The organism is Synechococcus sp. W65.1 (assembly GCF_047461615.1).
Taxonomy (GTDB): domain Bacteria; phylum Cyanobacteriota; class Cyanobacteriia; order Thermostichales; family Thermostichaceae; genus Thermostichus.
Genome location: NZ_JANSHI010000005.1, coordinates 85,401 through 111,217 on the forward strand (window position 1 = coordinate 85,401; position 25,817 = coordinate 111,217).

29 protein-coding genes are annotated in these 25,817 nt (G+C 59.4%); 15 read left to right on the top strand and 14 right to left on the bottom strand.

The annotated features are described in order from the left end of the window. Positions 1 to 3: 3 nt before the first annotated feature. The 4 genes from map to NW806_RS04210 all read right to left on the bottom strand — a co-directional run bounded on the left by map (position 4) and on the right by NW806_RS04210 (position 2,245). A complete protein-coding gene (gene map, locus NW806_RS04195; protein ID WP_414395566.1) occupies positions 4 to 789 on the bottom strand; it encodes a type I methionyl aminopeptidase in 786 nt (261 codons plus the stop codon). 182 nt (positions 790 to 971) lie between these two features. Next, the gene (locus NW806_RS04200; RefSeq protein ID WP_414405764.1) at positions 972 to 1,487 is read right to left on the bottom strand and encodes a DUF2062 domain-containing protein; all 516 of its coding nucleotides are present in this window, start codon (positions 1,485 to 1,487) and stop codon (positions 972 to 974) included. 128 nt (positions 1,488 to 1,615) lie between these two features. Next, positions 1,616 to 1,753: a hypothetical protein gene (locus NW806_RS04205; RefSeq protein WP_414410136.1), complete on the bottom strand. Its 138-nt coding sequence runs from the start codon at positions 1,751 to 1,753 to the stop codon at positions 1,616 to 1,618. 6 nt (positions 1,754 to 1,759) lie between these two features. Then, a complete protein-coding gene (locus NW806_RS04210) occupies positions 1,760 to 2,245 on the bottom strand; it encodes a DUF4168 domain-containing protein (RefSeq protein WP_414410137.1) in 486 nt (161 codons plus the stop codon). Between the two features lie 472 nt (positions 2,246 to 2,717). Between NW806_RS04210 and NW806_RS04215 the strand changes: the two genes are divergently transcribed. From NW806_RS04215 to NW806_RS04230, 4 genes are all read left to right on the top strand, one after another. Further along, entirely contained in the window at positions 2,718 to 3,059 is a 342-nt protein-coding gene (locus tag NW806_RS04215; protein ID WP_414405762.1) for a DUF3155 domain-containing protein, read from the top strand. A gap of 336 nt (positions 3,060 to 3,395) precedes the next feature. Continuing rightward, positions 3,396 to 4,523, top strand: a complete 1,128-nt coding sequence (locus tag NW806_RS04220) for a sugar phosphate nucleotidyltransferase (protein ID WP_414410138.1) — start codon at positions 3,396 to 3,398, stop codon at positions 4,521 to 4,523. Next, positions 4,495 to 5,247 (top strand): GvpL/GvpF family gas vesicle protein, encoded by a 753-nt coding sequence (locus NW806_RS04225; protein ID WP_414410139.1) that lies wholly within the window; start codon positions 4,495 to 4,497, stop codon positions 5,245 to 5,247. Before NW806_RS04220 ends, NW806_RS04225 begins: the two co-directional genes overlap by 29 nt. A gap of 209 nt (positions 5,248 to 5,456) precedes the next feature. Next, positions 5,457 to 5,981 (top strand): Uma2 family endonuclease, encoded by a 525-nt coding sequence (locus tag NW806_RS04230; RefSeq protein WP_414410171.1) that lies wholly within the window; start codon positions 5,457 to 5,459, stop codon positions 5,979 to 5,981. 73 nt (positions 5,982 to 6,054) lie between these two features. On the opposite strand, the gene NW806_RS04235 is transcribed toward NW806_RS04230, so the two are convergent. Beyond that, entirely contained in the window at positions 6,055 to 6,807 is a 753-nt protein-coding gene (locus NW806_RS04235) for a DUF561 domain-containing protein (protein ID WP_414410140.1), read from the bottom strand. 145 nt (positions 6,808 to 6,952) lie between these two features. Between NW806_RS04235 and speB the strand changes: the two genes are divergently transcribed. The 4 genes from speB to proC all read left to right on the top strand — a co-directional run bounded on the left by speB (position 6,953) and on the right by proC (position 10,350). After that, complete coding sequence (gene speB, locus NW806_RS04240; RefSeq protein ID WP_414410141.1) at positions 6,953 to 7,858, top strand: agmatinase; 906 nt, start codon at positions 6,953 to 6,955, stop codon at positions 7,856 to 7,858. Between the two features lie 53 nt (positions 7,859 to 7,911). Further along, positions 7,912 to 8,619 (top strand): YggS family pyridoxal phosphate-dependent enzyme, encoded by a 708-nt coding sequence (locus tag NW806_RS04245; RefSeq protein WP_414405757.1) that lies wholly within the window; start codon positions 7,912 to 7,914, stop codon positions 8,617 to 8,619. A gap of 346 nt (positions 8,620 to 8,965) precedes the next feature. Further along, entirely contained in the window at positions 8,966 to 9,541 is a 576-nt protein-coding gene (locus NW806_RS04250) for a cell division protein SepF (RefSeq protein ID WP_414410172.1), read from the top strand. Positions 9,542 to 9,546: 5 nt separating this feature from the next. Then, on the top strand, positions 9,547 to 10,350 hold the full coding sequence (gene proC, locus NW806_RS04255; RefSeq protein ID WP_414410142.1) for a pyrroline-5-carboxylate reductase: 804 nt from the start codon (positions 9,547 to 9,549) through the stop codon (positions 10,348 to 10,350). Here the strand turns inward: proC and NW806_RS04260 are convergent. The 4 genes from NW806_RS04260 to NW806_RS04275 all read right to left on the bottom strand — a co-directional run bounded on the left by NW806_RS04260 (position 10,294) and on the right by NW806_RS04275 (position 13,659). Further along, positions 10,294 to 11,550 carry an NAD(P)/FAD-dependent oxidoreductase gene (locus NW806_RS04260; protein ID WP_414410143.1) on the bottom strand — a complete coding sequence of 419 codons (1,257 nt, stop codon included), beginning with the start codon at positions 11,548 to 11,550 and terminating at the stop codon, positions 10,294 to 10,296. The two genes, proC and NW806_RS04260, sit on opposite strands and share 57 nt — an antisense overlap. A 52-nt stretch (positions 11,551 to 11,602) precedes the next feature. Beyond that, positions 11,603 to 12,886, bottom strand: coding sequence for an MDR family MFS transporter (locus tag NW806_RS04265; protein ID WP_414410144.1), 1,284 nt, complete (start codon positions 12,884 to 12,886; stop codon positions 11,603 to 11,605). A gap of 65 nt (positions 12,887 to 12,951) precedes the next feature. Next, on the bottom strand, positions 12,952 to 13,110 hold the full coding sequence (locus NW806_RS04270; protein ID WP_414410145.1) for a hypothetical protein: 159 nt from the start codon (positions 13,108 to 13,110) through the stop codon (positions 12,952 to 12,954). A gap of 252 nt (positions 13,111 to 13,362) precedes the next feature. After that, entirely contained in the window at positions 13,363 to 13,659 is a 297-nt protein-coding gene (locus NW806_RS04275; RefSeq protein WP_414395562.1) for a hypothetical protein, read from the bottom strand. Between the two features lie 223 nt (positions 13,660 to 13,882). On the opposite strand from NW806_RS04275, the gene NW806_RS04280 reads away from it, so the two are divergent. The 4 genes from NW806_RS04280 (at position 13,883) to NW806_RS04295 (ending at position 17,533) form a co-directional block, all read left to right on the top strand. Then, positions 13,883 to 14,125, top strand: a complete 243-nt coding sequence (locus tag NW806_RS04280) for a Ycf34 family protein (RefSeq protein WP_414395204.1) — start codon at positions 13,883 to 13,885, stop codon at positions 14,123 to 14,125. A gap of 115 nt (positions 14,126 to 14,240) precedes the next feature. After that, entirely contained in the window at positions 14,241 to 15,254 is a 1,014-nt protein-coding gene (gene hemF / locus NW806_RS04285; RefSeq protein WP_414410146.1) for an oxygen-dependent coproporphyrinogen oxidase, read from the top strand. Positions 15,255 to 15,285: 31 nt separating this feature from the next. Continuing rightward, a complete protein-coding gene (locus NW806_RS04290) occupies positions 15,286 to 15,981 on the top strand; it encodes an alpha/beta hydrolase (protein WP_414410147.1) in 696 nt (231 codons plus the stop codon). 73 nt (positions 15,982 to 16,054) lie between these two features. After that, positions 16,055 to 17,533: a hypothetical protein gene (locus NW806_RS04295; RefSeq protein WP_414410148.1), complete on the top strand. Its 1,479-nt coding sequence runs from the start codon at positions 16,055 to 16,057 to the stop codon at positions 17,531 to 17,533. Here the strand turns inward: NW806_RS04295 and NW806_RS04300 are convergent. The 3 genes from NW806_RS04300 to NW806_RS04310 all read right to left on the bottom strand — a co-directional run bounded on the left by NW806_RS04300 (position 17,530) and on the right by NW806_RS04310 (position 21,683). Then, a complete protein-coding gene (locus NW806_RS04300; protein WP_414410149.1) occupies positions 17,530 to 18,426 on the bottom strand; it encodes a putative CRISPR-associated protein in 897 nt (298 codons plus the stop codon). The genes NW806_RS04295 and NW806_RS04300 overlap by 4 nt on opposite strands. Before the next feature lie 35 nt (positions 18,427 to 18,461). Further along, complete coding sequence (locus NW806_RS04305) at positions 18,462 to 20,006, bottom strand: ArnT family glycosyltransferase (RefSeq protein WP_414410150.1); 1,545 nt, start codon at positions 20,004 to 20,006, stop codon at positions 18,462 to 18,464. A 1,344-nt stretch (positions 20,007 to 21,350) separates the two neighbouring features. Next, positions 21,351 to 21,683 (bottom strand): hypothetical protein, encoded by a 333-nt coding sequence (locus tag NW806_RS04310; protein ID WP_414410151.1) that lies wholly within the window; start codon positions 21,681 to 21,683, stop codon positions 21,351 to 21,353. A gap of 185 nt (positions 21,684 to 21,868) precedes the next feature. On the opposite strand from NW806_RS04310, the gene NW806_RS04315 reads away from it, so the two are divergent. Beyond that, on the top strand, positions 21,869 to 22,504 hold the full coding sequence (locus NW806_RS04315; RefSeq protein WP_414410152.1) for an exopolysaccharide biosynthesis protein: 636 nt from the start codon (positions 21,869 to 21,871) through the stop codon (positions 22,502 to 22,504). Between the two features lie 245 nt (positions 22,505 to 22,749). Here the strand turns inward: NW806_RS04315 and NW806_RS04320 are convergent, their stop codons facing one another. Both NW806_RS04320 and NW806_RS04325 read right to left on the bottom strand, forming a co-directional pair. Next, positions 22,750 to 23,664 carry a S1 RNA-binding domain-containing protein gene (locus tag NW806_RS04320; RefSeq protein ID WP_414410153.1) on the bottom strand — a complete coding sequence of 305 codons (915 nt, stop codon included), beginning with the start codon at positions 23,662 to 23,664 and terminating at the stop codon, positions 22,750 to 22,752. 95 nt (positions 23,665 to 23,759) lie between these two features. Further along, positions 23,760 to 24,200: an RrF2 family transcriptional regulator gene (locus tag NW806_RS04325; protein ID WP_414395560.1), complete on the bottom strand. Its 441-nt coding sequence runs from the start codon at positions 24,198 to 24,200 to the stop codon at positions 23,760 to 23,762. A gap of 125 nt (positions 24,201 to 24,325) precedes the next feature. On the opposite strand from NW806_RS04325, the gene NW806_RS04330 reads away from it, so the two are divergent. Beyond that, on the top strand, positions 24,326 to 25,306 hold the full coding sequence (locus NW806_RS04330; protein ID WP_414405744.1) for an AAA family ATPase: 981 nt from the start codon (positions 24,326 to 24,328) through the stop codon (positions 25,304 to 25,306). A 146-nt stretch (positions 25,307 to 25,452) separates the two neighbouring features. Continuing rightward, positions 25,453 to 25,710: a DUF3146 family protein gene (locus tag NW806_RS04335; protein ID WP_414395189.1), complete on the top strand. Its 258-nt coding sequence runs from the start codon at positions 25,453 to 25,455 to the stop codon at positions 25,708 to 25,710. Positions 25,711 to 25,817: the final 107 nt, after the last annotated feature.

The window sequence follows — 25,817 nt, forward strand, 5'->3', positions numbered from 1 at the left end:
AGCCTAACTGGAGGAAGGCAACGTCAGGATCTCCACGCCAGTTTCAGTGACAGCAACAGTATGCTCAAACTGGGCAGAAAGCTTGCCGTCTGCCGTCACCACTGTCCACCCGTCGGAGAGCACCCTCACCTCCCAAGTGCCCTCGTTGATCATTGGCTCAATGGTAAACACCATGCCCGGGCGGAGCTTTTCCCCCTTTCCTCGCTCGCCGTAGTGAGGGATCTGGGGGGCGGTGTGGAACTGCCGTCCCACCCCGTGGCCGACAAAGTCCCGCACCACGCTGTAGCCCTGGGACTCGGCGTACTCCTGGATGGCTGCTCCAATGTCCCCCACGCGGCCCCCGGGTCTTACCGCAGCAATGCCCCGCCGCAGGCATTCTTCGGCCACCTCCACCAGGCGCCGGGCTCGCTCGGAGGGCTTGCCCACAAAGAAGGTTTTGGAGGCATCGCCGTGGTAGCCATCCAAAACGGGAGTGACATCGATATTAATAATGTCCCCTTCGCGCAGGATTTGCTTGGGGCTAGGAATGCCGTGGCAGACAACGTGGTTGACACTGGTGCAGATGGACTTGGGAAAGCCGTGGTAGCCCAGTGGGGCGCTTCTAGCACCCTGGGCCCGCGTCCAGCGCTCGGCCTCGTCGTTGAGCTCTTGCGTGGTTACTCCCGGCTGCACCATCGGCTCCAGGTGCTTGAGCAAATCCGCCGCCAGGCGGCAGGCCCGCCGCATCTTCTCCAGCTCCCGCGGCGAGAGCAATACAATTGGCTGTGCAGCTTGGGCAAGCTGGCTCATGCCTGTCTGGAGGGCAGATCCCAACTGTTGCCTCCAGCGCTGAGAGCGGCGGCCCAGGTTGGTTAACAGCGACCGCATATCTTCCATCGTCAAACCCTTCCCTTCTCTAACACTCCCTCAATTCCTAGGCTGGGACAGGCAGGGATCTCTGCCTGACTTAGCATTGACCGCCTTCTAGCCCCTCACAGACTCTGCCCCCATCGGCTTATTCTCCGCCGCTGGCGGATCCGGCGTACCAGCCACAGCCCAAGAAAATAGCTGGCCAAAGCTCCCCAAAACCCAACAAAGGCGCAGCCAACAAAAAGCGTGCCCGACACCTCCAGGCCCCACTGCATCCAGTTTTGGGGTGCCGCCAGTTCCGCAGGGGCAAAGGCCGTCGTGGATCCCAGTAGCCATTGCCCAACCCGGTAGTTAAACGCATAGATGGGCACATAGGTAAGAGGGTTGCTCACCCAGGTTCCTGCAGCCGCTACCAGCTTGTTGCCCCGCAGGGGAACTGCCAGCAGCAGGGCAGCTAGGGTTTGGAAGCCGAAGATGGGAAAACAACCGGCAAAGACCCCTGCCGCCAGGCCCCGGGCAATTTCTTCGGGAGAAGATTGCATCCGCAGCAGGCGCAAATACAGGTAGCGCAACCAGCGCCTCCAGCCCGCCTCTTGGCGGGGCAAAGTCAGCCTAGGGGGAGATTCCAGATAGGGCATGGCGGATCCCGCTGAACTGGCAAACCAAAAAGGGGGGCTCATGGACAGTCACTGAGAAAAGGTGTTAAGCCTTGTAAATCCAGTGTATCTTTCCCAGTGCCCAAGACAAAAGGCTCTTGGAGAGTCTGCTAGCTGAGCTTGCTCACCAAAGCCAGGAGGAAGTTAAGGCTTAAGTAGGAAACCAGCACCAACAAAAAGAAAAACAGGGCAAGGTTCAACGCAGCTCGCAGGGATCCCAAGTTAGGCTTTTCAGGCGGAGGGGTCATGTCAGCTTAAGGTGTAGGGGTTGGTGTAGCTGCTTGGGGGGAAGCTGAGGATCTTTTTTGTTGGAGGAGCTCTTGCAGGCGCACCCGCACTCGCTGATTTAGGGTGGGATCCTCGTTGGCCAAGGTCATCAGCTCACGGTATTTGGCCACCGTCAGCCCCTGCTTCTCGACAATGCGGCTGGCCTGGGCCTCAGTACGCTGCATAATCTTCTCATACTCAGCTTCGTTTTGGGTTTCTCGCAGCTGGGCGCTAGCTTCGCGAATCAGAGGATCCAGCTCCAACAAAATGCGCGCCAACTGCTCCACCTGCGCGTCAGTGACCTGAGCTGCAGTCAAAGAGGGAGAAACCTGCGGGCTGGGAGCCGCTCCTCTAGCCGGGGTAGCTGTTGCAGTAGGACTGGGGATCGGGGTAGAGCCCTTGGATCCCTGGGCCCAAACGGTCAGGGCACCAAAGCTGAGTCCCAAACCCACTAGAAACGTCAATTTCCTCATGGCCAAAATTCCTTAGTAGACCGAAGACAGCCCGAAACCCTACTGGCACAGTCCTGCCTGGAGACAGGGTAGCAGGAGGTTTGGTCTCTGCACTAAGGGTTTAGCGCAAGGCAGGAGACCTGGACTAGTATCTTGTATAAAGTAGGGGATTGGTTGTAGAATCGTGAGGAAGTCCGCCAAGGATTACTCCTTTCGGCGAAGCTAGGTTTGCCGGTCTACAGTCAGCTGCTCCCCTTCTAAGCTGGGGAGTTGCCCATAGTGGGGCTTGGCTATTTGCTCTGCTGGGGTTGTTCTTTGCATTTTAGGGCTCTTGGGCAGCAATGAAGGTAGGTTGCTGTACAAGACCTCTTAGTGCAAGCTTTTTGCCTCTGCAAAAGATGACGACAAAAAACGGCGAGGACTATTGATTTTCTTAAGCAATCTTGATATATTCTTTGCGACTGTTTCGTAATCCTTCTGTGGGAGGCTTACATTGGTCAGGAAAAGAAAGCGTAAGAGCCGCCGCCGCTTGGAAGGGCGCAAAATTTTAGATCTTGTTCCTCAGTATAAGCTAGACAGTGGTGAAGAAAAGTCTGTTACTGCAGCTCGAAGGTACATTCAGGAAAACTCTATTCAGCCGCCAGCACTTATCTTGGTTCGACGAAATGAACATACCGTTGACCGCTTCTTTTGGGCAGAGAAAGGACTATTTGGTGCCCAGTACGTTGAAGAAAATCACTTCCTTTTTCCCAGCTTGCGCTCTCTCTTAGCAAAAGTTGCAGCGGAGAAACCAGAGAGGAAGTCTTCCAAAGCTCTAGCCGCTGCCCCTCAGTAGCCTCTCTAGAAGCTGAGATCCCCCTTTTGGGGGGTTTGTTTTTCAGATCCCTTCCGTTCCTGGCCTGGCAAGCTCTCAAGGTTCTGCAGCGTTAACCTTTTTTGCGGCAGGGCAGCCAAGTGTTTTCTTGATTGAGCTAGCAGTAGACCTTTGCCCAACTAACTTTGAAGATCTGGGCGGCTACAGTGGGGCTGCTCGGCAGAGCTGACAACCTTGAGCTGGAGCGCCGTCTCATTGTGAGAATAGGAGCTAGAGGGCTAGTCTCGCCTCTCACCTAGAAAGCCAATCCTGGGGTAGTAAAGTCAGAACACGGGAACCCGGAGGAGGGACAAAGGCATGAAAGCCATGATCCTGGCAGCCGGCAAGGGAACGCGGGTACGGCCCATTACCTACATGATGCCGAAGCCGATGATTCCCATTTTGCACAAGCCTGTCATGGAGTTTTTGGTGGAGCTGCTGCGGGAACATGGCTTTGACCAGATCATGATCAACACTAGCCACCTCGCCCACCAAATTGAGGACTACTTCCGGGATGGCCAGCAGTGGGGAGTACACATTGGCTTTTCCTTCGAGGGCCATTTTGAGAACGGCCAGCCGGTAGCCGAGCCTCTAGGATCCGCTGGCGGTATGCGCAAGATCCAGGATTTCTCCGGCTTTTTCGACAGCACCTTCGTGGTGCTCTGCGGCGATGCCTTGATTGACCTCAACCTGACCGAGGTGGTCAACTTCCACAAGTCTAAGGGGGCGCTGGCCACGGTAGTGCTGCGGGAGGTGGATCCCAGCCAGGTCTCCAGCTATGGGGTGGTGGTTACTGATGAAACGGGTCGGGTTACGGCTTTCCAGGAAAAGCCAAGGCGAGAAGAGGCCCTTAGCAACACCATCAACACGGGCATCTATGTTTTTGAGCCAGAGGTGTTTGACTATATTCCTCCTGGCCGTCCCTACGACATCGGCAGCGATCTCTTCCCTACTTTGGTTAAAGTCGGTGCCCCCTTCTACGGCGTCAAGGCTGACTTCCAATGGGTGGACATTGGCCGTACCCACGATTACTGGCTGGCTGTGCAAAAGGTGCTGCGCGGGGAGATCAAGGGCGTCAAGGTACCGGGGATCCAGATTCGGCCCGGCGTCTGGACAGGGATCAACATCCGTGCCAACTGGGATCGCATCCACATCGAGCCGCCAGTCTACATCGGGGCCAGCACCTACCTGGCAGACGGGGTAAAGCTCATCGGCCCCACGGCCATTGGCTACGGCTGTGTCTTAAACGAGGGGTGTACGCTGGATGCCAGCCTCATCTTCAACTACACCCAAATTGCTGCAGGGGTAACCCTGCGCCACCAGATGGTGATGGGCCGCTACTGCATTTCCTCAGACGGCAATGCCATCGACACGGAGGAGTCCAACCTTACCTGGCTCATTGGAGATGCCCGCAGCCATGGCAACGGCAAGTCTCAACCCCGCTAGCGCCCTCTACCTCTACGGGATCGTTGCCGCCCCTGGCCCGCGCCACCTGAATGTAGTCGGCTTGGACGGGCAGCCGGTGCGGGTTCACGTGCTCGGATCCCTGGCCTTCCTCTATTCCCAAACCTGCCAGGAGCGTTACCTGGCTAGCCGGGCCAACCTGCTGGCTCATGAGGCCGTTTTGGAAAGCGTCATGAATGAGGGCCATCGCACCCTACTGCCACTGCAGTTTGGCCTAGTAGTGAGCAGTTGGGATCAGGTGGAGCAGGATCTGGTCAAGCCACGCCTGGCCGAGCTCTTGGCCTTGCTGCAGCGCCTAGAGGGCAAGCGGGAGGTGGGGGTAAAAGTCTTCTGGGATCCCGAGCGAGAGCTCCAGTTGGGGTTAGAAGAAAACCCCGCCCTGAAAGCCCGCCGCGACGAGCTGGCTGGCACTCCGCTGGGACTGGAGGCCGTCGTGGAAATGGGACGGGCTTTGGAGCAACTTTTGGAGCAGCGACGCCAGCATATTGCCCACACCTTCACGGCTGCCCTTGCTCCCCTTGCCAGCGATTGTGTGGAAGGAAAGCTGCTTACCGAGAACATGGCCTACAACAGCGCTTTTCTCATTAACTGGGAAGATGAGCCGGCTTTTGCCCAAAAAGTGGAGGAGCTGGATCAAGCTTTTCAGGGACGGCTGCGCATCCGCTACAACAATTTCACTGCTCCCTACAATTTCGTCAAGCTTTGACCGGCCTGTATTCCTCCCCAGGATTGATAACATGGGCTTGCAATTTAGGGCGGAGCCATTTCAGGCCAGATTCATATCGGCATCTGGGGAAGGCTATTCAACATCGTTGCCCAGAGTGATCACTCCCAAGGAGTCTTTCGATGGCCGCAGTAACCGAAGCCAAAAAAGAAGTCCAACAGGAAAAAAAGATTTGGGCTGATGAGGAACTCATGGCGCTGCCTAAAGATGGGCACCGCTATGAGGTTGTCAATGGAAAACTGGTAGACATGGGAAGTGCAGGGGCACTGCATGGAAATCTTACTATCACTCTAAGTTCAGCTCTTTTTGCAGTTGTCAAGGCCAAGAAGCTAGGCGCCCTGTTCGATTCCAGCACCGCTTTCAGGATGAGGAGTGGAAATCTGCGATCGCCCGATATTTCCTTCTTTGCCAGGGAACGCTTACAAGGGATGGCCGAGCTGCCCACTGGCTTTTTGGAAGGAGCTCCGGATCTGGCCGTTGAAGTGCTATCTCCTAGCAACACCGTAGAGGAAATCGAGGGGAAAATTGCCGACTATTTCGAGAACGGTGCCCGCTTGGTCTGGGTCATCAGCCCAACTCAGCGCTACGTGTTGGTCTATCGCTCTGCTCACGAGCCAGATCGCCTGCTAAAGTCCGCAGATATCCTCGATGGGGAGGAGGTGATCCCTGGCTTCCAGTTGCCGCTTGCCGAGCTCTTCCAGAAGCTGCCTTTCTAGCCTGCCCTTAGATTGTCCCAAAATTAAGGGGTGGCGCATGGCCACCCCAAGAAAAAGACTTTCCCAGCCAATGTCAAACCAGCGCCGGCACCCGCGCGCCAGCCAGAGCCTCCTTGAGCGCCCGCACCTGGGCCACCATGGCCACCTCGTCCTGCAGGCGGCTGACAGCTTTGCCCACCCCCACCGCCGAGGCCCCAGCAGCGATGGCTAGGGGCACCGTTACCGTCGAGAGGCCGGAGGCGCAGATGACCGGCACGGAAACTACTCGGCTAATCTCATAGGTGGCAGCTAGGGTGGGGGCAGCCTTCTCAATGAGGCCCAGGGATCCGCTATGGCGCGGCTCAGCGCTGGTGCTGCCCTCGGTTTGGATGAAGTCAGCCCCCAGGTCTTCCAGTTTCTCCGCCAGCTCCGCCTGCTGATCCAAAGGCAGCGTGTGGGGAACGGTTACCGATAGGAGGGTGCGCGGCAGCAGGGAGCGGGTTTGGCGAGTGAGCTCCAAAACCTCTTCTGCGGAGAAGACGCGGCCTGAGGGGTAAAAGCTGTCGTAGTTGCCAATTTCGGCCATGTCAGCCCCTGCTTGCACCGCAACAGCCAACTGCTGCGGATTCACTGCCGACACGCAGATGGGCAGATCTACTTGAGCCCGCACCGCCTGCACCAACTCGGGACTGGCAGCAATATCTACCCAGGTGGCCCCTCCCTGCTGGGCAGCACGGGCAATTTTCAGCACGGACTCCAGGTCAAAGTTCTGCAGGCCGCTGATGATCTTGAGGGCACGGCGCTGGGCAAGAGCGTCAAAAAGAGCAGCTTGAGAGGCAGGTGTCATAGAAGCGTCAGGTCAGTTTGTCCAAAGAGACAGAATGGAGAGAGAGCCAAGGAGCCGCTGTCTAGCCACTAGTGTAGGGGTTTTGTCTTCATCCCACAAGGGATCTTCGTTCAATACAATAGGAATCCCTTCCTGTACCTTTGCTATGTATCGCTCCCCCCTGCCTTTTCTGGGCCTGCCCGAGTCGGATCCAGAGGTAGCCCACGCCATTCTCTTGCCTGTCCCCTACGAGGCCACCACCTCCTACGGAAAAGGCACCGCCAAGGGCCCCCAAGCGCTCCTAGAGGCTTCGGCCTACGTGGAGATCTACGACGAGCTGAGGGACTGCCAGCCGGCCCTCCGCCCCGACTGTCGCGAAGAGATCTCCCGCTACTGGACGGCGCCGCCGGTAGAGTTCGAGGGGCTGGATACCCACGAGCTGGCCATGGCCGAAATTCAGCGCCGCGCTGCCGAGTGGGTTAGGCCGGGGCGGTTTTTGCTCTCCATTGGCGGCGAGCACTCCATCACTGGCCCCTTGATTGCTGCCCACTTGGTGCATTACCCCGAGCTGCACGTGCTGCAGATCGACGCCCACTGCGACCTTAGAGATAGCTACGAGGGATCCCGCTACTCCCACGCCTCGGCCATGGCTCGGGTAGTCGAGCAAGTGGGCAGCCGCCTTACCCAGGTGGGGATCCGTTCTATCTGCGCCGAAGACCGCCAGGCCATCCGCAAGTACCGCCTGCACACCTTCTTTGCCCACAGCCTGCACAGCAAGCCAGCTCAGGAGTGGATCCCAGAGGTGATTGCCACGCTGGGAGCCCAGGTTTACCTGACGGTGGATGTAGACGGCCTCGATCCCGCGGTCGTGCCGGCCACCGGCACCCCTGAGCCCGGTGGGCTGAGCTGGTGGGAAACCGTGGAGCTGATCCGAGCGCTGGGGCAGCAGCGGCAGATTGTTGGCGCCGACGTGGTGGAGCTGGCCGTTACCGGGGAGCGAGAAACCGATCGCCGCAGCGCTTTTACCGTCGCCAAGCTGGCCTATCAGATCCTAGCCGCCGCTTTGGGTTAAGCTCCCCTAAAGACTGGACTCTCGGTGTTGCCAGCTTCCTAATGCCCCCAGCCATGTCCTCGCCTTCTTTGCCGCCGCCCCTAGTTGACGAGGAGCTCATCCACAGCCGCATTCAGGCTGTCCGAGCCCAGATCCCAGAGCAGGTGGAGATCATGGCGGTGAGCAAGGGCTACAGCGTCAACCACATCCGCGCCGCCTATCGAGCTGGAATCCGCCACTTTGGGGAGAGTCGGGTGCAAGAGGCAGCCGTCAAACAGGCGCAGCTGCAGGATTTGACCGACATTGTCTGGCACCTGATTGGACACCTCCAGACCAATAAAGTAAAGCCAGCCCTCAAGCAATTTGCCTGGATTGACAGCGTCGACAGCCTGCGCCTGGCCAAGCTGATTGACCAAAAAGCGGGGGAGCTCCACCTCACCCCCAAGCTTTGCCTGCAAGTGAAATTGGCACCGGATCCCAACAAATTCGGCTGGCTTGTCCCCGACCTGCTGCAGAGCCTGCCTCAGCTCAATCAGCTGCTGCAGGTGGAAATTGTGGGCCTGATGACCATTCTGCCGCTCGGCCTTAGCTCAGAGGCCGCCTTGGAACTGTTTCGTAAACTCGCTGAGCTTGCTGAGTCCATTCGGCAAAGCGGCTACGAGCGCCTGCAGCTACGCACCCTCTCCATGGGGATGTCCGACGACTACCTGCTGGCAGTGGCGGCAGGCTCCAACTTGATTCGGCTGGGACGCGCTCTGTTTGCCAATGCCGAGCGTCGGTAGATGCAAACTTTATGAAGCCCTTGAGTTGTGATTAAATTTTTCTGAAGCTGTCCCCCTCCAGGATTGCTCTGCAGGGCTCTTTAGAGGGGGAGACCTGCGTTACTTGGCTGGCGTTGGCAGCTTCTTGCCCAAAGGCCTCCTTAGTCTCTTGAAAGAGAATATGAAGGACGTTTCCTAGCTTGGGCCTCTGCCCAAGATCACGGGTCTAAACGCCGAGCTTGCTGTAGATGTAGGGTAGGTAGTGAGGATGCAAGGGATGAATGTCAGTGGAATCTGGAGCAGGGTAAAGGACTTTGTGGGCTTAAATGATCCCGCGGATAACCTGGAGGAGTACTCTGAATCGGAGATGGATGGGCAGGACGACTACCAACTTCTCTACGAAAGACACCGTTCTGCATCGGCCACCTCTAGTGAGGAGGAGGTAGAGCACCCCTGGCGGGGACGGCGGCAGCGCTCAGTAGAAGCTGGCGAAGGGCCTGTCCATCGGGAAGAGTCGCGTGGCCATCGGCGCAGTCAGCCTCCTCGGGAGCGCTCAGGAGGGAGTGGTATGGGGAGCAAGGTGATTGGATTGCCTGGCGTCAGCCAGCCGACCAATGAAGTAGTGGTGCTGGAGCCGCGCAGCTTTGATGAAATGGCCCAGGTTATCCAATACCTGCGCGAGCGCAAAACGGTGATCATGAACCTAAGCCTGATGGATCCCGCCGAGGCGCAGCGTTCGGTGGACTTTGTTGCCGGCGGCACCTACGCCATTGACGGCCATCAGGAGCGTATTGGGGAGAATATTTTTTTATTCACCCCCAGCACCGTCACCATCTCCACCCCCAGTAGCCAAGTTATGCAGCCGCTGCAGCGCCCTTTGCAAAGCCCTACCCCTCTCTGGCCCAGCGGCTATGAGCACCTGCAGGCGGTAGGCCAGCACTAGCTGCGATGGAGCAACTGCTGCTGAGTGTCATTGGGGGCGGAGCTATGGGATCTGCCCTGCTGCGCCGCTGGGTGGCGGCAGGGGTTTATTCTCCAAAGCAGATGGCGCTGCGGGAGGTCGATAAGGACAGGGCCACCGCTCTCCAGCAAGAGCTTGGCATTCGTCTATTGGCCGATCCCTCGGAGGCGGGGGAGGCCGAGATTTTATTTTTGGCCGTCAAGCCCCAGGTCTTTCCGCAGGTAGTGGCAGAGATAGGGCAGCCGGCGGCCACAGAGTTGGTCATTTCTATTATGGCCGGGATCCCTTTGCAGCAGTTGCAGCAGGCTTTTCCCCGGCAAAAGGTGGTGCGCACCATGCCCAACACACCGGCACTGGTGGGGGCAGGGATCACGGCTATCTGCTACGGGCCAGGGGTGACGCCTCAGCAAAGGGATCTGGTGGAAAGGTTGTTTCGGGCTGTAGGCCAGGTGGTGACGGTGCCGGAGAGCCAGATGGATGCGGTAACCGCCCTGTCAGGATCGGGGCCAGGGTATTTGGCAGTGATCCTGGAAGCGCTCATCGACGGCGGCGTAGGGGTGGGCCTACCGCGCCCCATCGCCACCCAACTGGCGGTGCAGACCCTGGCAGGCACTGCTGCCCTCCTGCAGCAGGAGCAGCTGCACCCCGCCCTGCTCAAAGACCAGGTCACTAGCCCCGGCGGCACCACCATTGCCGGCCTCCAAGTCCTGGAACAGGCAGGGGTGCGAGGGGCCCTAATGCAGGCGGTGCGGGCGGCCTACGAGCGCTCCCGTCAGCTCCAGGGATCCTAGCGCCTGCCACAGCGGGCGGGTCATCCAGCTCCACCCCACCCTGAGCTGGTGCTCTAGAGTGGGCAGGCGGAAGAGGTAGGCAACTCGCCGCGCTAGGTAGCCCAGGGGGCCGGTTAGGGTAAGGCCGCCCAAGGCCGAGACTACTGCCGTATCCGCCCCTAGGCTGAGCATCTCCCCCAGCGAAAAGTAGCGAAACGGCAACAGCGGCCGCTCCTGGGTGAGCAGAGCCCACAGGTTCCAAGCGCAGTAGCCCGCTTCTTGGAAAGCTGCCTGTGCAGTTGCAGGTACGGGCTGTCCTGTGGCATCCACCACCGCTGCTCCGTCGCCCAGGGCAAATACTTCGGGAAAGGTGGGCGTTTGGAGAGTGGGCAGAACCTGCAGGCGGCCCCGCTCGTTTTTGGGCAAATCCAAGTTAGCAATGGCCGCCGCTGGTTGGGTGCCGACTGTCCAAAGCACAGCATCGACCAAGTCAACAGCCATCTCCTGAGTTGCCAGGCGCTGCCGCTGCAGACGAAAGGGAGGAGCGCCGTTTTCTCCCGTAGCCTCGATCCCAAGTACCTTGGTCTGCAGCTCCACCTGCACCCGCCGTTGGGCCAGCGCCGCCTGGGCTGCCTCCCGGCTTGAGGGAGCAAAACCCGGCAAAATCTGGGATCCCACCTCAATAAGACGGACCTGGCCGCGCGATCCCAGCCGGTCAGCCAATTTGCAGGCTAGCTCTACGCCGCTGGCCCCCGCCCCCACAATAGCTAGGTAAATGGCCTGAGCCGGATCCCGCGCTTCTAGGGTCTGCAAGTAGGCCCGCAGCCGTTGGGCATCGGCTAGGGTGCGGAAGGGAAAGGCAAACTCCGCTGCTCCCGGCACGCCCTGCAGGGGAGTTTCCCCTCCCAGCGCCAGCACCAGGGCGTCGTACTCCAAGGTCTGCCCCTCTGCCAGGAAGACGCAGTGGTCTTGGAGGTCAACCGACTGCACCGCGCCGCGGCGAAACGCTACCCCTTCCGGCAGCAGATCCTGGAAACGGGGGGCCACCTCCCACTCTTCCATCTCGCCGGTGAGCAGCTCGTAGAGCAAAGGAGCAAAAACAAAGCGCTCCTGACGATCCACCAGGGTAATCTGCGGCGGCTCCGGCCAAGGCCGGCGGATGAGCTCCAGGGCTGTATACAGCCCGCCAAAGCCGCCCCCAAGGATGCAAATGCGACGCATGCTTCGAGGGTTGAAGGTAACATCAGCTTAACAAACCGACCGGGATCCAGCCTCAGGGCTCTGCGTTGTGTAGGGGAACAGCCGCTGGCGGCGGAGAGACCGTTGCCGCATTGACTCTGCAGGGTAGGATGCTGTCCAAAAAGCTAAGGATTCCCCAAACCAGGCCGACGCTGGCCACCCAAAAGAGCCACAGCCCACCCGCCCAAGGAGGTGGCAGATCCAGAGCCACTCCCCCAATGAGCGGCCCAACGGCAAAGCCTGCTGCCCAGCAGAGGGAGTTGATCGATAGATAAACCCCCCGCAGATGCTCTGGGGCCAAATCTGCCACCAGCGCCGAAGCTGAGGGGTTGTAGCTCGCCAAGGCCAAGGAGAGCACCGCCAAGGCCAAGGCCGCCATCCCTGTGGCCGGCATCGCTCCCAACTGTGCTGCTGGGCCGCTGAGCCAAACCAACCCAAATCCCAGCCCCCACATCAGGGCGGATCCCTGTAAACCCTGGATGCGGGTGAGGCGGTTCAGCCGGCGGGCCACTGGTATCTGCAGCAGGGCAACGATGGCTCCGTGCAGAGCAAACAACGGGCCAATCTGCACCTCAGGGATCCCAGCTCCCTTGCGCAAGTAAAGGGGCAAGCTGCTGCTGAGTTGGGCAATGTAGGTGGTGAAGAAAATGTTGGCCAGGGCGAACACCCATAGGGGGCGATCCCGCAGGGCAACTTTCCAGCCTGCCAACAGAGGCTCTGCCGCCGGCTGAGCTGCCCGAGTCTCCTGAACGCAAAGCCAGAGTAGGGCTAGAAAGGCCAAGTACGTGAGGCCGTCGATAACAAACAGGAGGCGGTAGTTCTTCGTCAGAGCTACCAGGACGCTGCCCATGGCGGCGCCAAGGCTCAGGCCCAAGTTATCCCCCAGGCGGTTTAGGGCATAGGCTTCGTTGCGCTGCTCGCGCGTGGTTAGATCCGCTACCACTGCCTCCACCGGCGGCCAATAGAGGCCCTGCCCGAACCCTGCCGCCAGGTTGGCCAGGGCAAAGCTCCAGAAGCCATGGGAAAGGGCAAAGCCAAAGGAGCCCAGAGCGGAAATGGCCAGCGAGAGGATCAAAGTGGAGCGGCGGCCCCAAGCTCCGTCTGCCATGGATCCCCCGAGGAGGCGGCCAAACACGCCAGCAAAGGCCATCATGCCCAGACCCAAACCTACCTGAGTGGCCGTTAGCCCTACCTGATTGACGAAAAAGAGGGTGGTGTAGAACAGAGTAAAACCGGTTCCAGTTTGGGAAATCAGCCGACCGATAAAGATCAGCCAGACCTGAAAACCGAGCTGTGGCCACCAGTAAGGGATCCGCATAGGGGAGGCAACGGGAGACAGGTTACCTAGCCTAGGGGATCCCAGTCGCTGACGCCAGATCCGGTTCAGCAGGCAGAAAACTGAGTGGGAGCCAGCGGCTCCTCTTCCAGGGATCCGGTGGAAGCCGCAACCAACTCCCCCAAATTCAGGTATTCGCTCAGCAGCCGCGCCAGCCGGTACACCCAGTAGTCGAGCTGGGCCAAGTCATTTCCCATCGCCTTCATCACCACCAAACACCTGCTTTCCCAAACTGGCTGGCAGCCCTCTCTCGACCTAAACCCCGCCGGCTGCCTTTTCTTTTGGTCGGCCCACCCATCGGCACCGAGACAGACCTTGGGGGCCAGGGCTTGGAGGGCTGGCTGCAACAAACTGTAGCAAAAATTAAACAAGCATTGAGAACCAAGACCCGCCGGCCAGCAAGGCGGCTTGCCAACCCCTAGCATCCGTGGGCCAGCAGGAGAGGATCCAACTGGCTGTTACCTGACAGCCACTGGCGACTTGGCTGCCACAGCGCGCTCTTCCTCTTCTTCCTCAGGAGGAACAGCCACAAACTCGATGTGGTTGAGCAATGTTGTCACGAAGGCAAAGAGCAGAAAAGGCAGGGAGATGACCAAGATCAACGCGATGGTGAGGAAGGCGTAGAGAGGGCTATTCATCAGAGAGAGGGCGGCGCCCAGGCCAGCAAAAATCACGATTAGCCAAACAATGATCTGGCCGTAGATATCCCCAAAGGAGAGGGTACAGATAAAGCGGTAGCGGGTGTGGGTGTTCATGGCAATTCCTCGGGATAGCCTGGCTAGCTTGATCCTGACCGGGAACCAAGCCTTAGCCTCACGGGTGGATATGAGTATCTTGAGATTTTAGACGAGAGAAGGGGAGACGCCTCTCTTTCCTAAGAAATGTCTCAAGAATCGGCTGAGCAAGCCGGATCCTCCGTCTTCCCGAAGACAGGATGCTATCGTCGAGATCGCAGACTCTTTCTGGTAGGCAGCAGCCATGTGTATTTGTATTCACTGCTACTACGTGGATCGCTGCACCACCTATCACGCCGTGGAAGCGCAGCACCAACAGCCCCACCTCACCCTGACGCCAGATTTTGAGCCGCAAGGGCCCCAGATCAACGTCAACATCCGCAACGGCGGCACTGAGATGGAGTGGGATGTGGTGGCCTGCCAGAGCTTTCGTGAGGAGCGGAACAAGTGGGCAAGGCTCCGCCCCCACGAGGTCGTTCCCACTTAAAATCTAGAGATGGCCTAGATGCCAAAAGGGTTCTCCGCGCCTGGGGGCTTGAGACTTAGGTCTGCTGCAGGCAAAAGCCTTAGTTCGTTTATTTCGAGAGATTGGGAAGACCACGATGCTAACCGCAAGCCCGACAGCACCACCAACGGATGCTCGTCAACGGGTAGGCCAGTTTATGCGGTATCTCCAGGACGAGATCTGTGCTCGTCTGGAAGCGCTGGATGGCAAAGCCAAGTTTCGGGAAGACAGCTGGGAACGCCCTGGAGGGGGAGGCGGTCGCTCGCGGGTCATCCAGCAAGGAGGCGTGTTCGAGCAAGGAGGGGTCAATTTTTCCGAGGTATTTGGCTCCCAGCTGCCCCCTTCGATTTTGAAACATCGCCCCGAGGCAGCGGGGCATCCCTTTTACGCCACCGGTACCTCCATGGTGTTGCATCCCCGCAACCCCTATGTGCCGACGGTTCACCTCAACTACCGCTATTTCGAGGCGGGGCCGGTTTGGTGGTTTGGCGGCGGCATGGATCTCACCCCCTACTACTTGTTTGAGGAGGATGCGGCTCATTTTCACCGCACCGCCAAAGCGGCCTGCGACCGTCTGGATCCGGTCTACTACCCAACTTTCAAGATTTGGTGCGACCGCTACTTCTTCTTGCCCCATCGGGGCGAGGCCCGCGGCGTTGGCGGCATTTTCTTTGACTATCAAGACGACCGGCCCGGGCTGCTCTACCGCCCTGAGGGTGAGGCAGAGGCGGATCCCGAACAGCTTGTGGCTGAGCCGCTGCCACTCCAGGCGCGGGTGGGATCCCGCAGTTGGGAGCATCTCTTTGAGCTGGTGCAAGCCTGTGCCGAGGCGTTCTTGCCTGCCTATGTGCCGATTGTGGAGCGGCGGCAGGGGATGGAATGGGGGGAACGGGAGCGACAGTTCCAACTCTACCGGCGCGGGCGCTATGTGGAGTTTAACCTCGTCTACGACCGGGGCACGGTCTTTGGTCTCCAGACCCAAGGTCGTGCCGAGTCGATCCTGATGTCGTTGCCGCCATTGGTGCGCTGGGAATACGGCTACGAGCCGCCGCCCGATAGCTGGGAAGCCAAGCTCTACGAAGTGCTGCGCCAGCCTCGGGATTGGGCCTAGGCGGTATTGGTCTCAATTTTTGAGGATCGCGTTGTCTTCCCCTCTGCCCCTTGTCTACCGCTTTCAACCGCCCCGACAGGCCGGGCCGGGATCTGCTCCTGTGTTGGTGATGCTGCACGGGATCGGCAGCCATGAGGGGGATCTCCTCCAGTTGGCCCCTTACTTGGATCCCCGCCTAGCGGTGATTAGCCTAAGGGCGCCGCTTCCCTGGGGGGCGGGTGGCTTTGCCTGGTTTGAAATGGCCTGGACGCCGGAAGGGCTGGTGGGGGATCCCGAGCAAGCCCGCCGCAGCCGGGAGCTTGTCAGCCACTTTCTGGAGCAGGTTCTGTCCCAGGGGATGGCCGACATTTCTCTGGATCCGGCCCGGGTCTATTTGCTGGGGTTTAGCCAGGGGGCGATCATGAGCCTATATCTGGCTCTAACCCGGCCGGAGAAGCTGGCTGGCGTAGTGGCCATAAGCGGTCGCCTTTCACCGGAGATCCTAGCCGAGGCGGTGGAGCCAGCCCGGATGCAACACTTGAGCGTCCTCGTGGTTCACGGCACCGCCGATACCGTTTTGCCTGTGGCTTTCGGCCGCCAGATCCGCGACTACTTTGCCTTGCTGCCCCTGCGCTTGACCTATCGGGAGTACGAAATGGGCCACGAGGTTTCCCCAGAAAGTTTGCGGGATATCCAAGGGTGGTTGCAAAGTCAGTTGGACAAAAGCTGTGGCCCTCCTTGGAGTTGAACCCTGGGCAAGGGCTGGGAGCCGTTGGGATCCCCTACAATAGCGGCAAAGTTTTTGCCCCCTGAGGGTCTCAGTGAACGGCGGCCAGCCTCCCTACGACATCCTCATCCTCTCCAACGGCCCCGGCGAGCTGCTCACCTGGGTGCGGCCAGTTGTCCTAGAGTTGCGTCAGCAACTGCCCCAGGCGCGTCTTTCCCTGGTGCTCTCTCCTTGTCCGCACGCTTCTGGGCAAGAGGTGAAGATAGCAGAGGAATTTATCCAGGTCGATCGGGTTCAGGATCCCGATTTTTTTCTAGCTTTTTTGCTCACGGGTCAGACCGAAGAAGCCTGGGATTGGGCCAAGCGGGGGGTGGTGCTGTTCCTAGGAGGGGATCAGTTTTTTGCGCTCTGGATTGCCCGCCGTCTGCGCTACCGTCTGGTGGTGTATGCGGAGCGTCGGCCTCGCTGGCGACCCTGGGTAGACGTTTTTGCGGTGCGGACGGAGGAGATCAAACGCCGCTACGACGGGGGACACCTCTTGGGCCACCGCTGGGCTGCCAAGATGCAGGTGGTCGGGGATCTGATGGCCGATGGAGTGGCCAGTGCTGTCTCCTTGCCGGGGATCCCTCTTCCCGGCTGGCTCAGCAGCCGCTTTCTCCCCCCGCCGGCTTCTAGCGCTGCTCCTGAAGCGACGGCAGGCTTTTCCACCCTCCTCCAGCCCCTCCCCGATCCCATCGAGGAGCCGGAATCGGGGCAAACGGCACCGGAAAGGGTGGAACCCCCCCCTGCCGACGAAGCCTTGCTGCCGCGTGGCTGGCAACGTCTTGGCGACCGCAACCGCACCCACTACCAGGTGGGGCTGCTCCCCGGCTCCAAGCCAGCCAAGCTCTCCCTGGGAGTGCCGCTGGTGCTGGCGGTGGCCGATGAGTTGCGCCAGTTGTTGCCCAACGTCCGCTTCGTGATCCCAGTGGCTCCTGGCCAGACCCCTCAGTCGCTGGCGGCTTACGCCCATCCCAAGCTCAACCCCGATATGGCCGTCATCTACGGCACCTCCGCCACCCTGGAGCAAACCAACCTAGGCTCCCACTTCGTCACTCCCTTTGGCACCACGGTACAGCTGTGGACCCGTTTCCCCGCCTATTCTGTGCTAGCCAATTGCGACCTCTGCCTGACTACGGTTGGAGCCAACACCGCTGAGCTGGCCTACCTGGGGGTGCCCATGGTGGTGGCGATCCCCACCAACAAGCTGGAGGCGATGCGCGCCTGGGACGGGATCCCTGGCCTGTTGGCCCGCTTGCCTGGCCTGGGCACTTGGATAGCCCGCCTCATCAACACAATTGCCCTGCGGTGGCTGGGTTACCTGGCTTGGCCAAACATCTGGGCAGGACGGGAGGTGGTGCCGGAGCTGCGAGGCCATTTGCGACCAGCCCAGGTAGCCGAACAGGTGCGGGCCCTGTTGGCCGATCCCGAACGACGCCAGCAGATGCAGAGGGAATTGCAACAGCTGGGGGGCAGACCGGGTGCGGCCCAGGCCATCGTGCAACTCGTGGCCCAGCAGTTGAGCAAAAGCTAAAGGAGACGGCCGAGGCGCTCCCGCAGCTCGGCGGCAGCCTGCTCCAGATGCTCGGGAGTATAGCCAGTGGTCTCTACCCGGACGGCAAGGTGGGTGTCCTGGCTCTCGTGCAGATGGATCCACAGAATGTGGCGGCCATCTTCGGTTTTGCGGTTGGCGGCTTTGACGCCGTTTTTGGGGGCAGCGTAGGCGTTTGGGTCGTAGCGAACCAGATCCACCCAGGGAAGGTCGCGCAGGAGCTTTTCCACCTTGGCCCAGCTGCGAGGGCGGTGGTGGCTACTCTCGCTTCGCAATTGGATGACCTCGGCGCGATTGCGGCCAGAATCTGGCAAGCTCGCCCGCGGGATCCGAGGCTGGACTTGCGGTTGCAGATAGGGCAGATACACCAAAGACTTGTATTGCTCGTGGATGTAGCAGACTGGGATCCCCAGTTGGCTGCCCACCACGGCCATAACCATGGCCTGGGCTTTGAACCCCCCAGTGGCGGCGAAGGTGACGAGCCCTTTAGCGCTCTCCGCCAACTGTTTCAACAGCTCGGCCATCCGTTCCAAGGAGGATTCCTCCAGCTCGTAGTTGATGCCGGGGAGAGGCAAGAGGGAAACCCCTTGTTGGCCCAGGGCTTCCTCAAAAAAGAGCTTCAAAATCTGGGCACACTCTTGGCCTTCAGGAGTTTCTGAGTAAAGCAAAATCAAGGCATCCTGGGGGGTGGGGTCCAGCCGGTAGTAGGTGTTGGTTTCGGCGCTGATCAGTTCCAGGTCGGTCTTTCTCATCCAGGCTAAGGCCCGTTCTGGATCCCCAATGGTCTTTTGCCCTAGCCACGGCCGCGGCGGCTGTAGGTTTTTGTCCGGGTTGGTGAGCAAAGAGGTGCCCACGGTCATGATGATGGTCTGCATGAGTTCTCCGCAAATGAAGCCCAAAGCTATGGCTCTTAGCGCCGGCGGGAGTAGGGACGGGGATAGGGCTGGCGCATTTGCCGAGCCAGGTACACCTGAAAGGTCTGCGCCACTGCACCCGCCCGCCGCAGAGGGATCTCGGCCACCGGTTCAATGTGTTCAAAATAGTTGCCGTAGGTGGCTGGGATCCCTGCTTTTGGCTGGAACAGCGTGGAGGTGACTAGCAGCCCGTCTTTTCCCAGCCAGTCTTCCGGCTGAGACCAAAAGGCAAAGCCCCGCGGATCTTCATCTAGGCAGGTGAGGGGCTTCTCCGTCAGCGGTGCCAAGGCCATGCCGATCTGCCCGCCCAGGAAGTAGGTATTGGTGAAGATGAAGTCTACTGCCTCCAGGGCCTGAGTCAGGCGGGGATCCGTCTGAAACTGGCGGCGCAACTGCTCAATTTCAATGAGCTGAGTGGAGGGATCCCGTTCCACTGGCCACAGGCCCAAGCCGCCGGGCGCCTGCAGCAACCCGTAGCGCACATGGGCTAGCCCCACCCCCACCAACAGACCCACCGCCACCGCCGTCCCCGCCAAGAGCCGCTTTGCTCCTAGCCATCCTTCCCAGCGGGATCCTAAAAGCAGGCTCAGCACCCAAAACCCCGGCATGGGCCAGGTGGGGAGGATGGGGCGGTAGCCCCCCATCAAGGTAAAAGCCAGCACTAGCGGCAGCCCACAGGCCAGGATTAAAAGGTGCCTCAGCTCCTGATCCGCGAGGCGTCTTCTCTGGAAGAGAGCTAGCCCCAGCCGCCCGCCCTCAGCCAAGCTCAGCCCCAGCAGAGGGATCCCCAAGGTTGGGAAAAGATAAAAAACTTCCTGCAGCACCGTCAGAGCCAGATCCTGCAGGCGGTAGCCTGTCTCCGGCACCGCTCGCCCCCCTTGGAAGCGAAAGGAGATCCAATCCTGCTGGGCGTTCCAGAGCAACACTGGGCTAAAGGCTGCCAAGAACCCCAGCGCCGCCAAGAGCGCCCAGCCGGATCTAAAGGCACAGCGGTGGGCTGGGCTGAGCAGGCAAAAGAGCGCCAGGCCAAACCCCAACGCCAGGCCGTGGTATTTGCCCAGAGAGGCCAGCCCCACCAACAGCCCAATCAGCGCCAAGCGCGGTCCCGGTCGGTAGCGAGCCGACCCGTAGACCCCCGGTTTGGGAGCCGGAAAAAACTCCTGGGCAGCCACCCACAGCGTTGCCGCCGTAAACAACGTCAGCGGGCTATCCGGCAGGGTTAGCACCCCAAACCCAATCCAGAAAATGGGCGCGATGCTAATGGTTGCCAGGCTAATCAGCCCCGCCTGCACCGAAAAGAGCCGCGCTCCGGTGAGGTAAAGCAACAGCGAAGAGCCGCTGTAGGCCAACAGGGATCCCAGTCGGATGGAAAAAGCCGACACCTGACCTGTCAAAACAGGCCCCAACCCCGTCGTCCAGGCCACCAGGGGCGGATGGTCAAAATAGCTCCACTCCGGATGGCGGGTATAGAGGTAGTAGTAGGCTTCGTCAAAGCCTGGCGGCAACAGAGCCGCGACCAGACAGCGCAGAAGCAGGCTCAACCCCAGAATCCACAGAACAGCCCGCGGCAGCACAGGGGATCGCTTTGAGCGCGTGGACAGATGCCATTGTCTCAGCTTCGGCAAATCTTGCCTCCCCCACCTTCCCCAAAAACCAAGGGGGGTCTAGTCTAGGCCTAGGGCGTTGTCTCCGGCAGCCTTACTGGACACCTCAAAAGCTGGCCCAATTGTTCTGCTTCCGCCCTTGCCTTGCTATCGTCAGTACCAAAACTCAGGTACAACAAGGGTTCTCCTGCTTGCAACTGCACCTCCACCGAAAAAAGGTATCGCCATCAGAGTCTGTTGTGCTCTGAACCACAACTTGCTGCACGTCTCTGAAGGAGTAAGTTTTCCTCCTCCTTATCCCAAAGGGAGTGAGGTACTCCTCCAAGATCTGGTCTAGGGAGCGGTCAAAGGTCAGCCGGCATCTCGGCAGCGCAACTGTTCGCAATAGACCTAAAAGAAATAACATTCCTGAGAGAAAAAGCACAATCAGAAGTACAGACAAACTTCCTAAGTTGAGAGTATTGCCGTCCACCAATAGCTGACTCTCTGCACTCACCCGAAACGATTGGATCTTTGTTGCCAGTTGTCGGGCTTTGCTCTCGCTGGCGGTTGACCAGGCTTCCTTTTCTCCTGCAGAAGTTATGAGAGTGACGTAGTAATAGGTTCTCTTGTCTCCCTCAAAGTCTATTTGAACTTCAGTTTTGGTTCTGGCCCCTCTTACGTTATAGTAAGACCTGACCCATTTTGGTAAGAGCAGTGGCTGGAAGACCACTTCGCAGTTGACCATATCCTGATCAAGGCGATAGCAAGTGAAGCTGCGATCTACCAGAAAACGCCAAGTCAGGGAACCAGGGAACAAAGATACAGCACCAAAAAGAGAGCAAAGATAGCACTAACCGACAAAACTCCAAGCCCCCTTAGATAAACACGCTTGCTGGGGGTCTGCTCCACACACCTCATCTCCATAGGCTTACCTCCGTCGGGATCCCCAGGCTTTGCCCTCATTATTGCTTGCTGGCGTGATACTTGACCGTTTTCCGCAATACAGAGTTTTGCTCATTTTGAGAGCGGAGTTTGCTTTTTTATGCCCAAATTAGACTGAGATCCAGGGCAAAGCCAGGGAGGAGAGGATCCCCCTGCAGGTAAGCTGGGCGCTCCAGGACTTGTAATGGCTGGCTAGGACGATAGACACGGGTCAATTAGCCAGCCCAGTTAGTGCAGCTTGACTTGCAAAGCAACTAGATCGCTCGGGGGGAGTGCAACTCCAAAACAGAGCTCCCTAAGCGCCCCCAGCAGCATCCAGCAAGAGGTGAAGGAGTCGAAGACCAGCGATTTTCCTTTTCAGCTTTTGGGGATCAGCCGCTTCGGACAGGCGGCGCGGATATGGGACTTGCTCAGGTCAGGCATGAGAGCCAAGGCTCGTTCGGCATCAATTTGTGCTTCGCACACTGCCTCCAGCACCTGCTCTGCCAGCAGGGAAAGGGGCATGTCAGCAGTCTCCTCTGGATTGGTTTTTTCAGAGATTTGCCGAACTCCCTGGGGCGGAGGGGGTAAGGTCGGCTCTGCTCGGGGAGGCAAGGTAGTGGAGGTGCCCACTGACAGTTGGGTTTCGGCAAAGGTTGCGCCAATCCTCCCCAGCAGTAGGGATCCCAGCAGCAACACCAGCCCAGCCATCCCCTGTGCTGGCCAACGCCTTGGTCTCTGGGCAAGGCTGCGGCTGACCACCTCCCTGTCCAACCACCTACCAAGCCCCTGGCCGCTCATTTCACCCCTCCAAGACCACCTTCTTCCTCAAGCCTCAGGATATCCAACAGACTCAGAATTTGCAGTAGGCTAGGCCTTGGTCAACCTTTCCCGCTATGGCACGTCTATCCCAAGAGCTAGCCCGCTTAGCCGGCCTTGCCAACAGCTCGGAGCAGCCCGAGGGATCCCCACCAGAGGCGATCCGCCTCGAAGAGATTCTCAAACTGGCGCGCGAGCGCAGCTTTGGCTTGTTTTTGGCAGTGCTGTCTTTTCCCTCGGCTTTGCCTCTGCCCGCTCCTGGCTATTCCACTCCCTTTGGCGTGGTTATTCTGCTGCTGGCCCTACAAATGCTGTCAGGGCGAGCCACTCCCTGGCTGCCGCCATGGGTGCTGCAGACATCCATTGAACGGAAGCAATTTCAAAAATGGGTGCAGGTCGGGATCCCTTGGTTGCAGCGCCTTGAACAAGTCGCCCGCCCCCGTTGGAACCTCGTCTGCACCAGTCGCCTGGGCCAAGTCTGGCTAGGCACCTGGATTGGTTTGATGGGCATTTCCATGATCATCCCCGTGCCCGGCACCAACACCCTGCCAGCGATGGGGGTATTCGTCACCGCCTTCGGCCTCCTGGAAGAAGATGGGATCCTCTGCAGCTTGGGATCCCTGATCTGTGTGGCAGCGGGGCTGCTGACCACTTCCATTTTGGTAGGCTTGGGGCTGGGGGGAACGACCTTGTTGAATTGGCTGCGAAGATAGCGCCCTACCAGCCTCTCTCCCAGAGGGAGTTGGGGATCCCAGCTTCACTGACAAGCTGTATCGCCTACACCTTGCTGCAATCTAGAGCTCCGCGCCGCTAGCGGGAGATCCTGGCTGAGGTGTTCAACACCCCTACCTCTGGCGGCGTGACATTGCCGCAGCCCCCAGCACTGCTTCTGTAGCAATGGGGCGAGATTGAGGGATCCAAAAAGCTCGGCCTGGAGCGCCTCGGCAGGCGGCATGGGTTAAATGACCTCGCCCTCGGACGTGATTCTCCCCTTGAGTTTGCCGGCTCGTTTTTCAGCTTCCTCAAGAACAAGAGGCAGTTGCTCCAACACCTCGCCAGGGTACTTCTCCAACACTCTCAAGGAGAGGGCGACCCGCCCCTTGGTCTCATCCACATCGATGACCACTGCTTTGATGGGCTGCCCAGGCTGGAACAAGTCGGAGAGAGAGGCAACAAAGCGTTGGCTGACCTGCTTGATGGGCAACAGCCCGCTGGCCCCTTCCTCCAGCTCTACAAAGACGCCAAAGGGCTTGAGGGCGCTGACCTTGCCCCGCACCACTTGGCCAGTGGTATAGCTCCCCAAGCTCTCCACTTGTCGGGCCACTCGCTGGGAGAGCACCAGCTTGTTGGCTGCGGGGTTGACCTCCAGCAAACTGGCAGTGAGGAATTGGCCTACTAGATCTTCCAGAGCTTCCCGCTGGATGAGATGGGAGCGCGGAATGAAGCCGCGCAGGCCCTGCACATCCACCACCACCCCGCCCTTGTTGATGCCAATCACCGGCGCTGTGACCACCTCGCCTCTGGCTTGCTTTTCGGCCAGCTCTTCCCAGAGCCGCTTCAGCCGCAGCCGCCGCACCGAGAGCAGGATCTGCCCTTCTGCGTCTTCTCGCAAGATGAGAAACTCGGCTTCGCTTTTGAGGGGAAACACCTGCCTCAGGTCTTCCTCTGAGCCGACCCCAGCTTCTTTGAAAGGCAAAAAGGCTGGCGACTTGGCGCCAATATCCACCAAAACGCCGTCGCTCTGGTGCTGGAAGATGCGACCTCGGATCACCTGGCCCGGTTGGAAGTCAAGGCTTTGGGCCGCTAGAGCCTGGGCAAAGTCTTCTGCGGAAAAGATCTCGGCAGCGGGCGGGCGAGGGGAGTGCAAGCTCATGGCCAGGGTAGCAATGTGAAGCAGTGCGCTCCAGGATAACCCAAAACGAAGTCAGGATCCCAGCCCTTCCTGTCTGCCTTGACTTTTGCTGCAGCTTAGATGTAGTACATCAGCCTGGCCTGTTGCCCTTGGGCCTGCCGGTCACAGAGATCTTGCAAGGTTGTCTTTTGGAGAATGTCCACTGCCGCTGCTTGGGCCTCTTGCCAAGCCTGCAGAAGCACCTGGCGCTCTGGAGTGAGATCGCTGCTGGGCAAGGTGCGGGAGCGGCTCAGCTCCTCGCCCTCGATGGCCTGAATGACGTCTAATAGGGAAATCTGCCAGGGCGGTCGAGCCAGAAAATAACCCCCTTTGGCCCCCCGCTGGCTGCGCACCAGCCCCTGCCGGCGCAAGGTGGCCAACAGTTGCTCCAGGTAGCGGTCGGGAATGGACTGATGGGCTGCAATCTCCCTAATCTGCAACACCCGGCCGTCGTTGTAGTGCTGGGCCAATTCCAGCAGCGCCAGGAGCGCGTACTCGCTTTTGCAGGACAGCTCCAAAATACCCATCCTTAGCTGTAGGGATGAGATCTATGATATTCCGGTTTTCCGCCGGGGTTTTGTGGGATCCTGCTCTGGGCTGGGATTGGGCTTGTATGGTGGAATAGGCCTCTTTGGATCGATCTATGGTGGGTGCGGGCACCCGGATCCCGGCGGAGCGACTGCAAACTTTGCAGCAGCAGATCGGCAGGCTGATGGCCAACGTCGAATCGGTATTCCAGGGCAAGTCGCAGGTGGTGCAGGCGGTGGTGACAGCCCTGGTGGCAGAAGGTCATGTCCTGCTAGAGGATGTGCCGGGAGTGGGCAAGACCACGTTGGCGCGGGCCATAGCCCGCAGTTTGGGGGCCAAGTTTCAGCGAATTCAATTTACCAGCGACCTCTTGCCGACTGACATTCTTGGCCTCACTCTTTTCAACAAGGAAAAAGGGGAGTTTGAGTTTCGCCCCGGCCCCATTTTTGCCCATGTCATCCTAGCCGACGAGATTAACCGCACCTCGCCCCGCACCCAGAGCGCCCTGCTAGAGGCGATGGCGGAAAAGCAGGTTTCGCTGGACGACCGCACCTACCCGCTGCCCCGCCCCTTCATCGTGCTAGCCACCCAAAACCCTTTGGAGTACCACGGCACCTATCCCCTGCCAGAAAGCCAGTTGGATCGGTTCTTGGTGCGGCTGTCGATTGGCTACCCCAGCCCTGAAGTTGAGCGATCCCTCCTGTTGCATCGGCAACAGGCGGATCCCGTGGAGGCTCTGCAGCCCGTGCTTTCACTGGCCGAGTTACGGGAGATTCAGGCGGCGGTGGATCAGGTGTACTTGGAGGGATCCCTGGCCGACTACCTTCTCCAGGTAGTCCAGGCTACACGCACCTCCAAGCTGCTGCGGGCTGGGGTCTCCACTCGAGGGGCGTTGGCTTTGGCAAGGGCAGCGCGAGCCAGGGCCCTCGTAAAGGGACGCGGCTTCTGCCTGCCCGAGGATCTACAGGCCTTGTTCGTGCCGGTACTGGCCCATCGTGTTTCCCTAGCTGGAGGGGGAGAGATGGCAAGTAACCGCCGGCAGGAAGCCGAAGCCATCATCCGCGACATTGTGGCCACGGTCGAGCCCCCGGTTTGATATTCCAGAAGACAGTCGAGGGGGTTGCCCTGCCTGAGGCTTGCGCTTCTCTGGCCCAGGGGCTGGCTAAATTGGGGGCTGGCAGAGCTAGTGGGCCTTTGCGCCGCTTTTATGGAGAATAGGGGATAGATTCTCACGGCTTCAGGATGAGCCAGCTACCTCAGACCACTGCCCATGTGCAGATTACCCGCCGCTCCTGGCAGGAGGGTGCCATTGAAGGGGAAGTCAGCGCTAACGGCTGGGTTTGGCACTTTTGCTGGCGCTTTCGAGGTGGAGGGCTTAGGGTGGAGCCCTCAGTGGGGCGAGCCTTGATTTGCGATCCCTTGAGCCGTTTTTTGGAGAAATCGGATTACCTGCTAGAGCCCGGCAGCAACTACTCATTTGTTATTCGTAGCCGCCTCTAAATAGCCATTTGGAATCCTCAAGCGGGAGAGGCTGGCGCTGAGCAGACCTCCCTTTCCTCGTCATGTCGGCTACCTCTGTGCTGCCGGCGGACAAGTTCTAATATTGG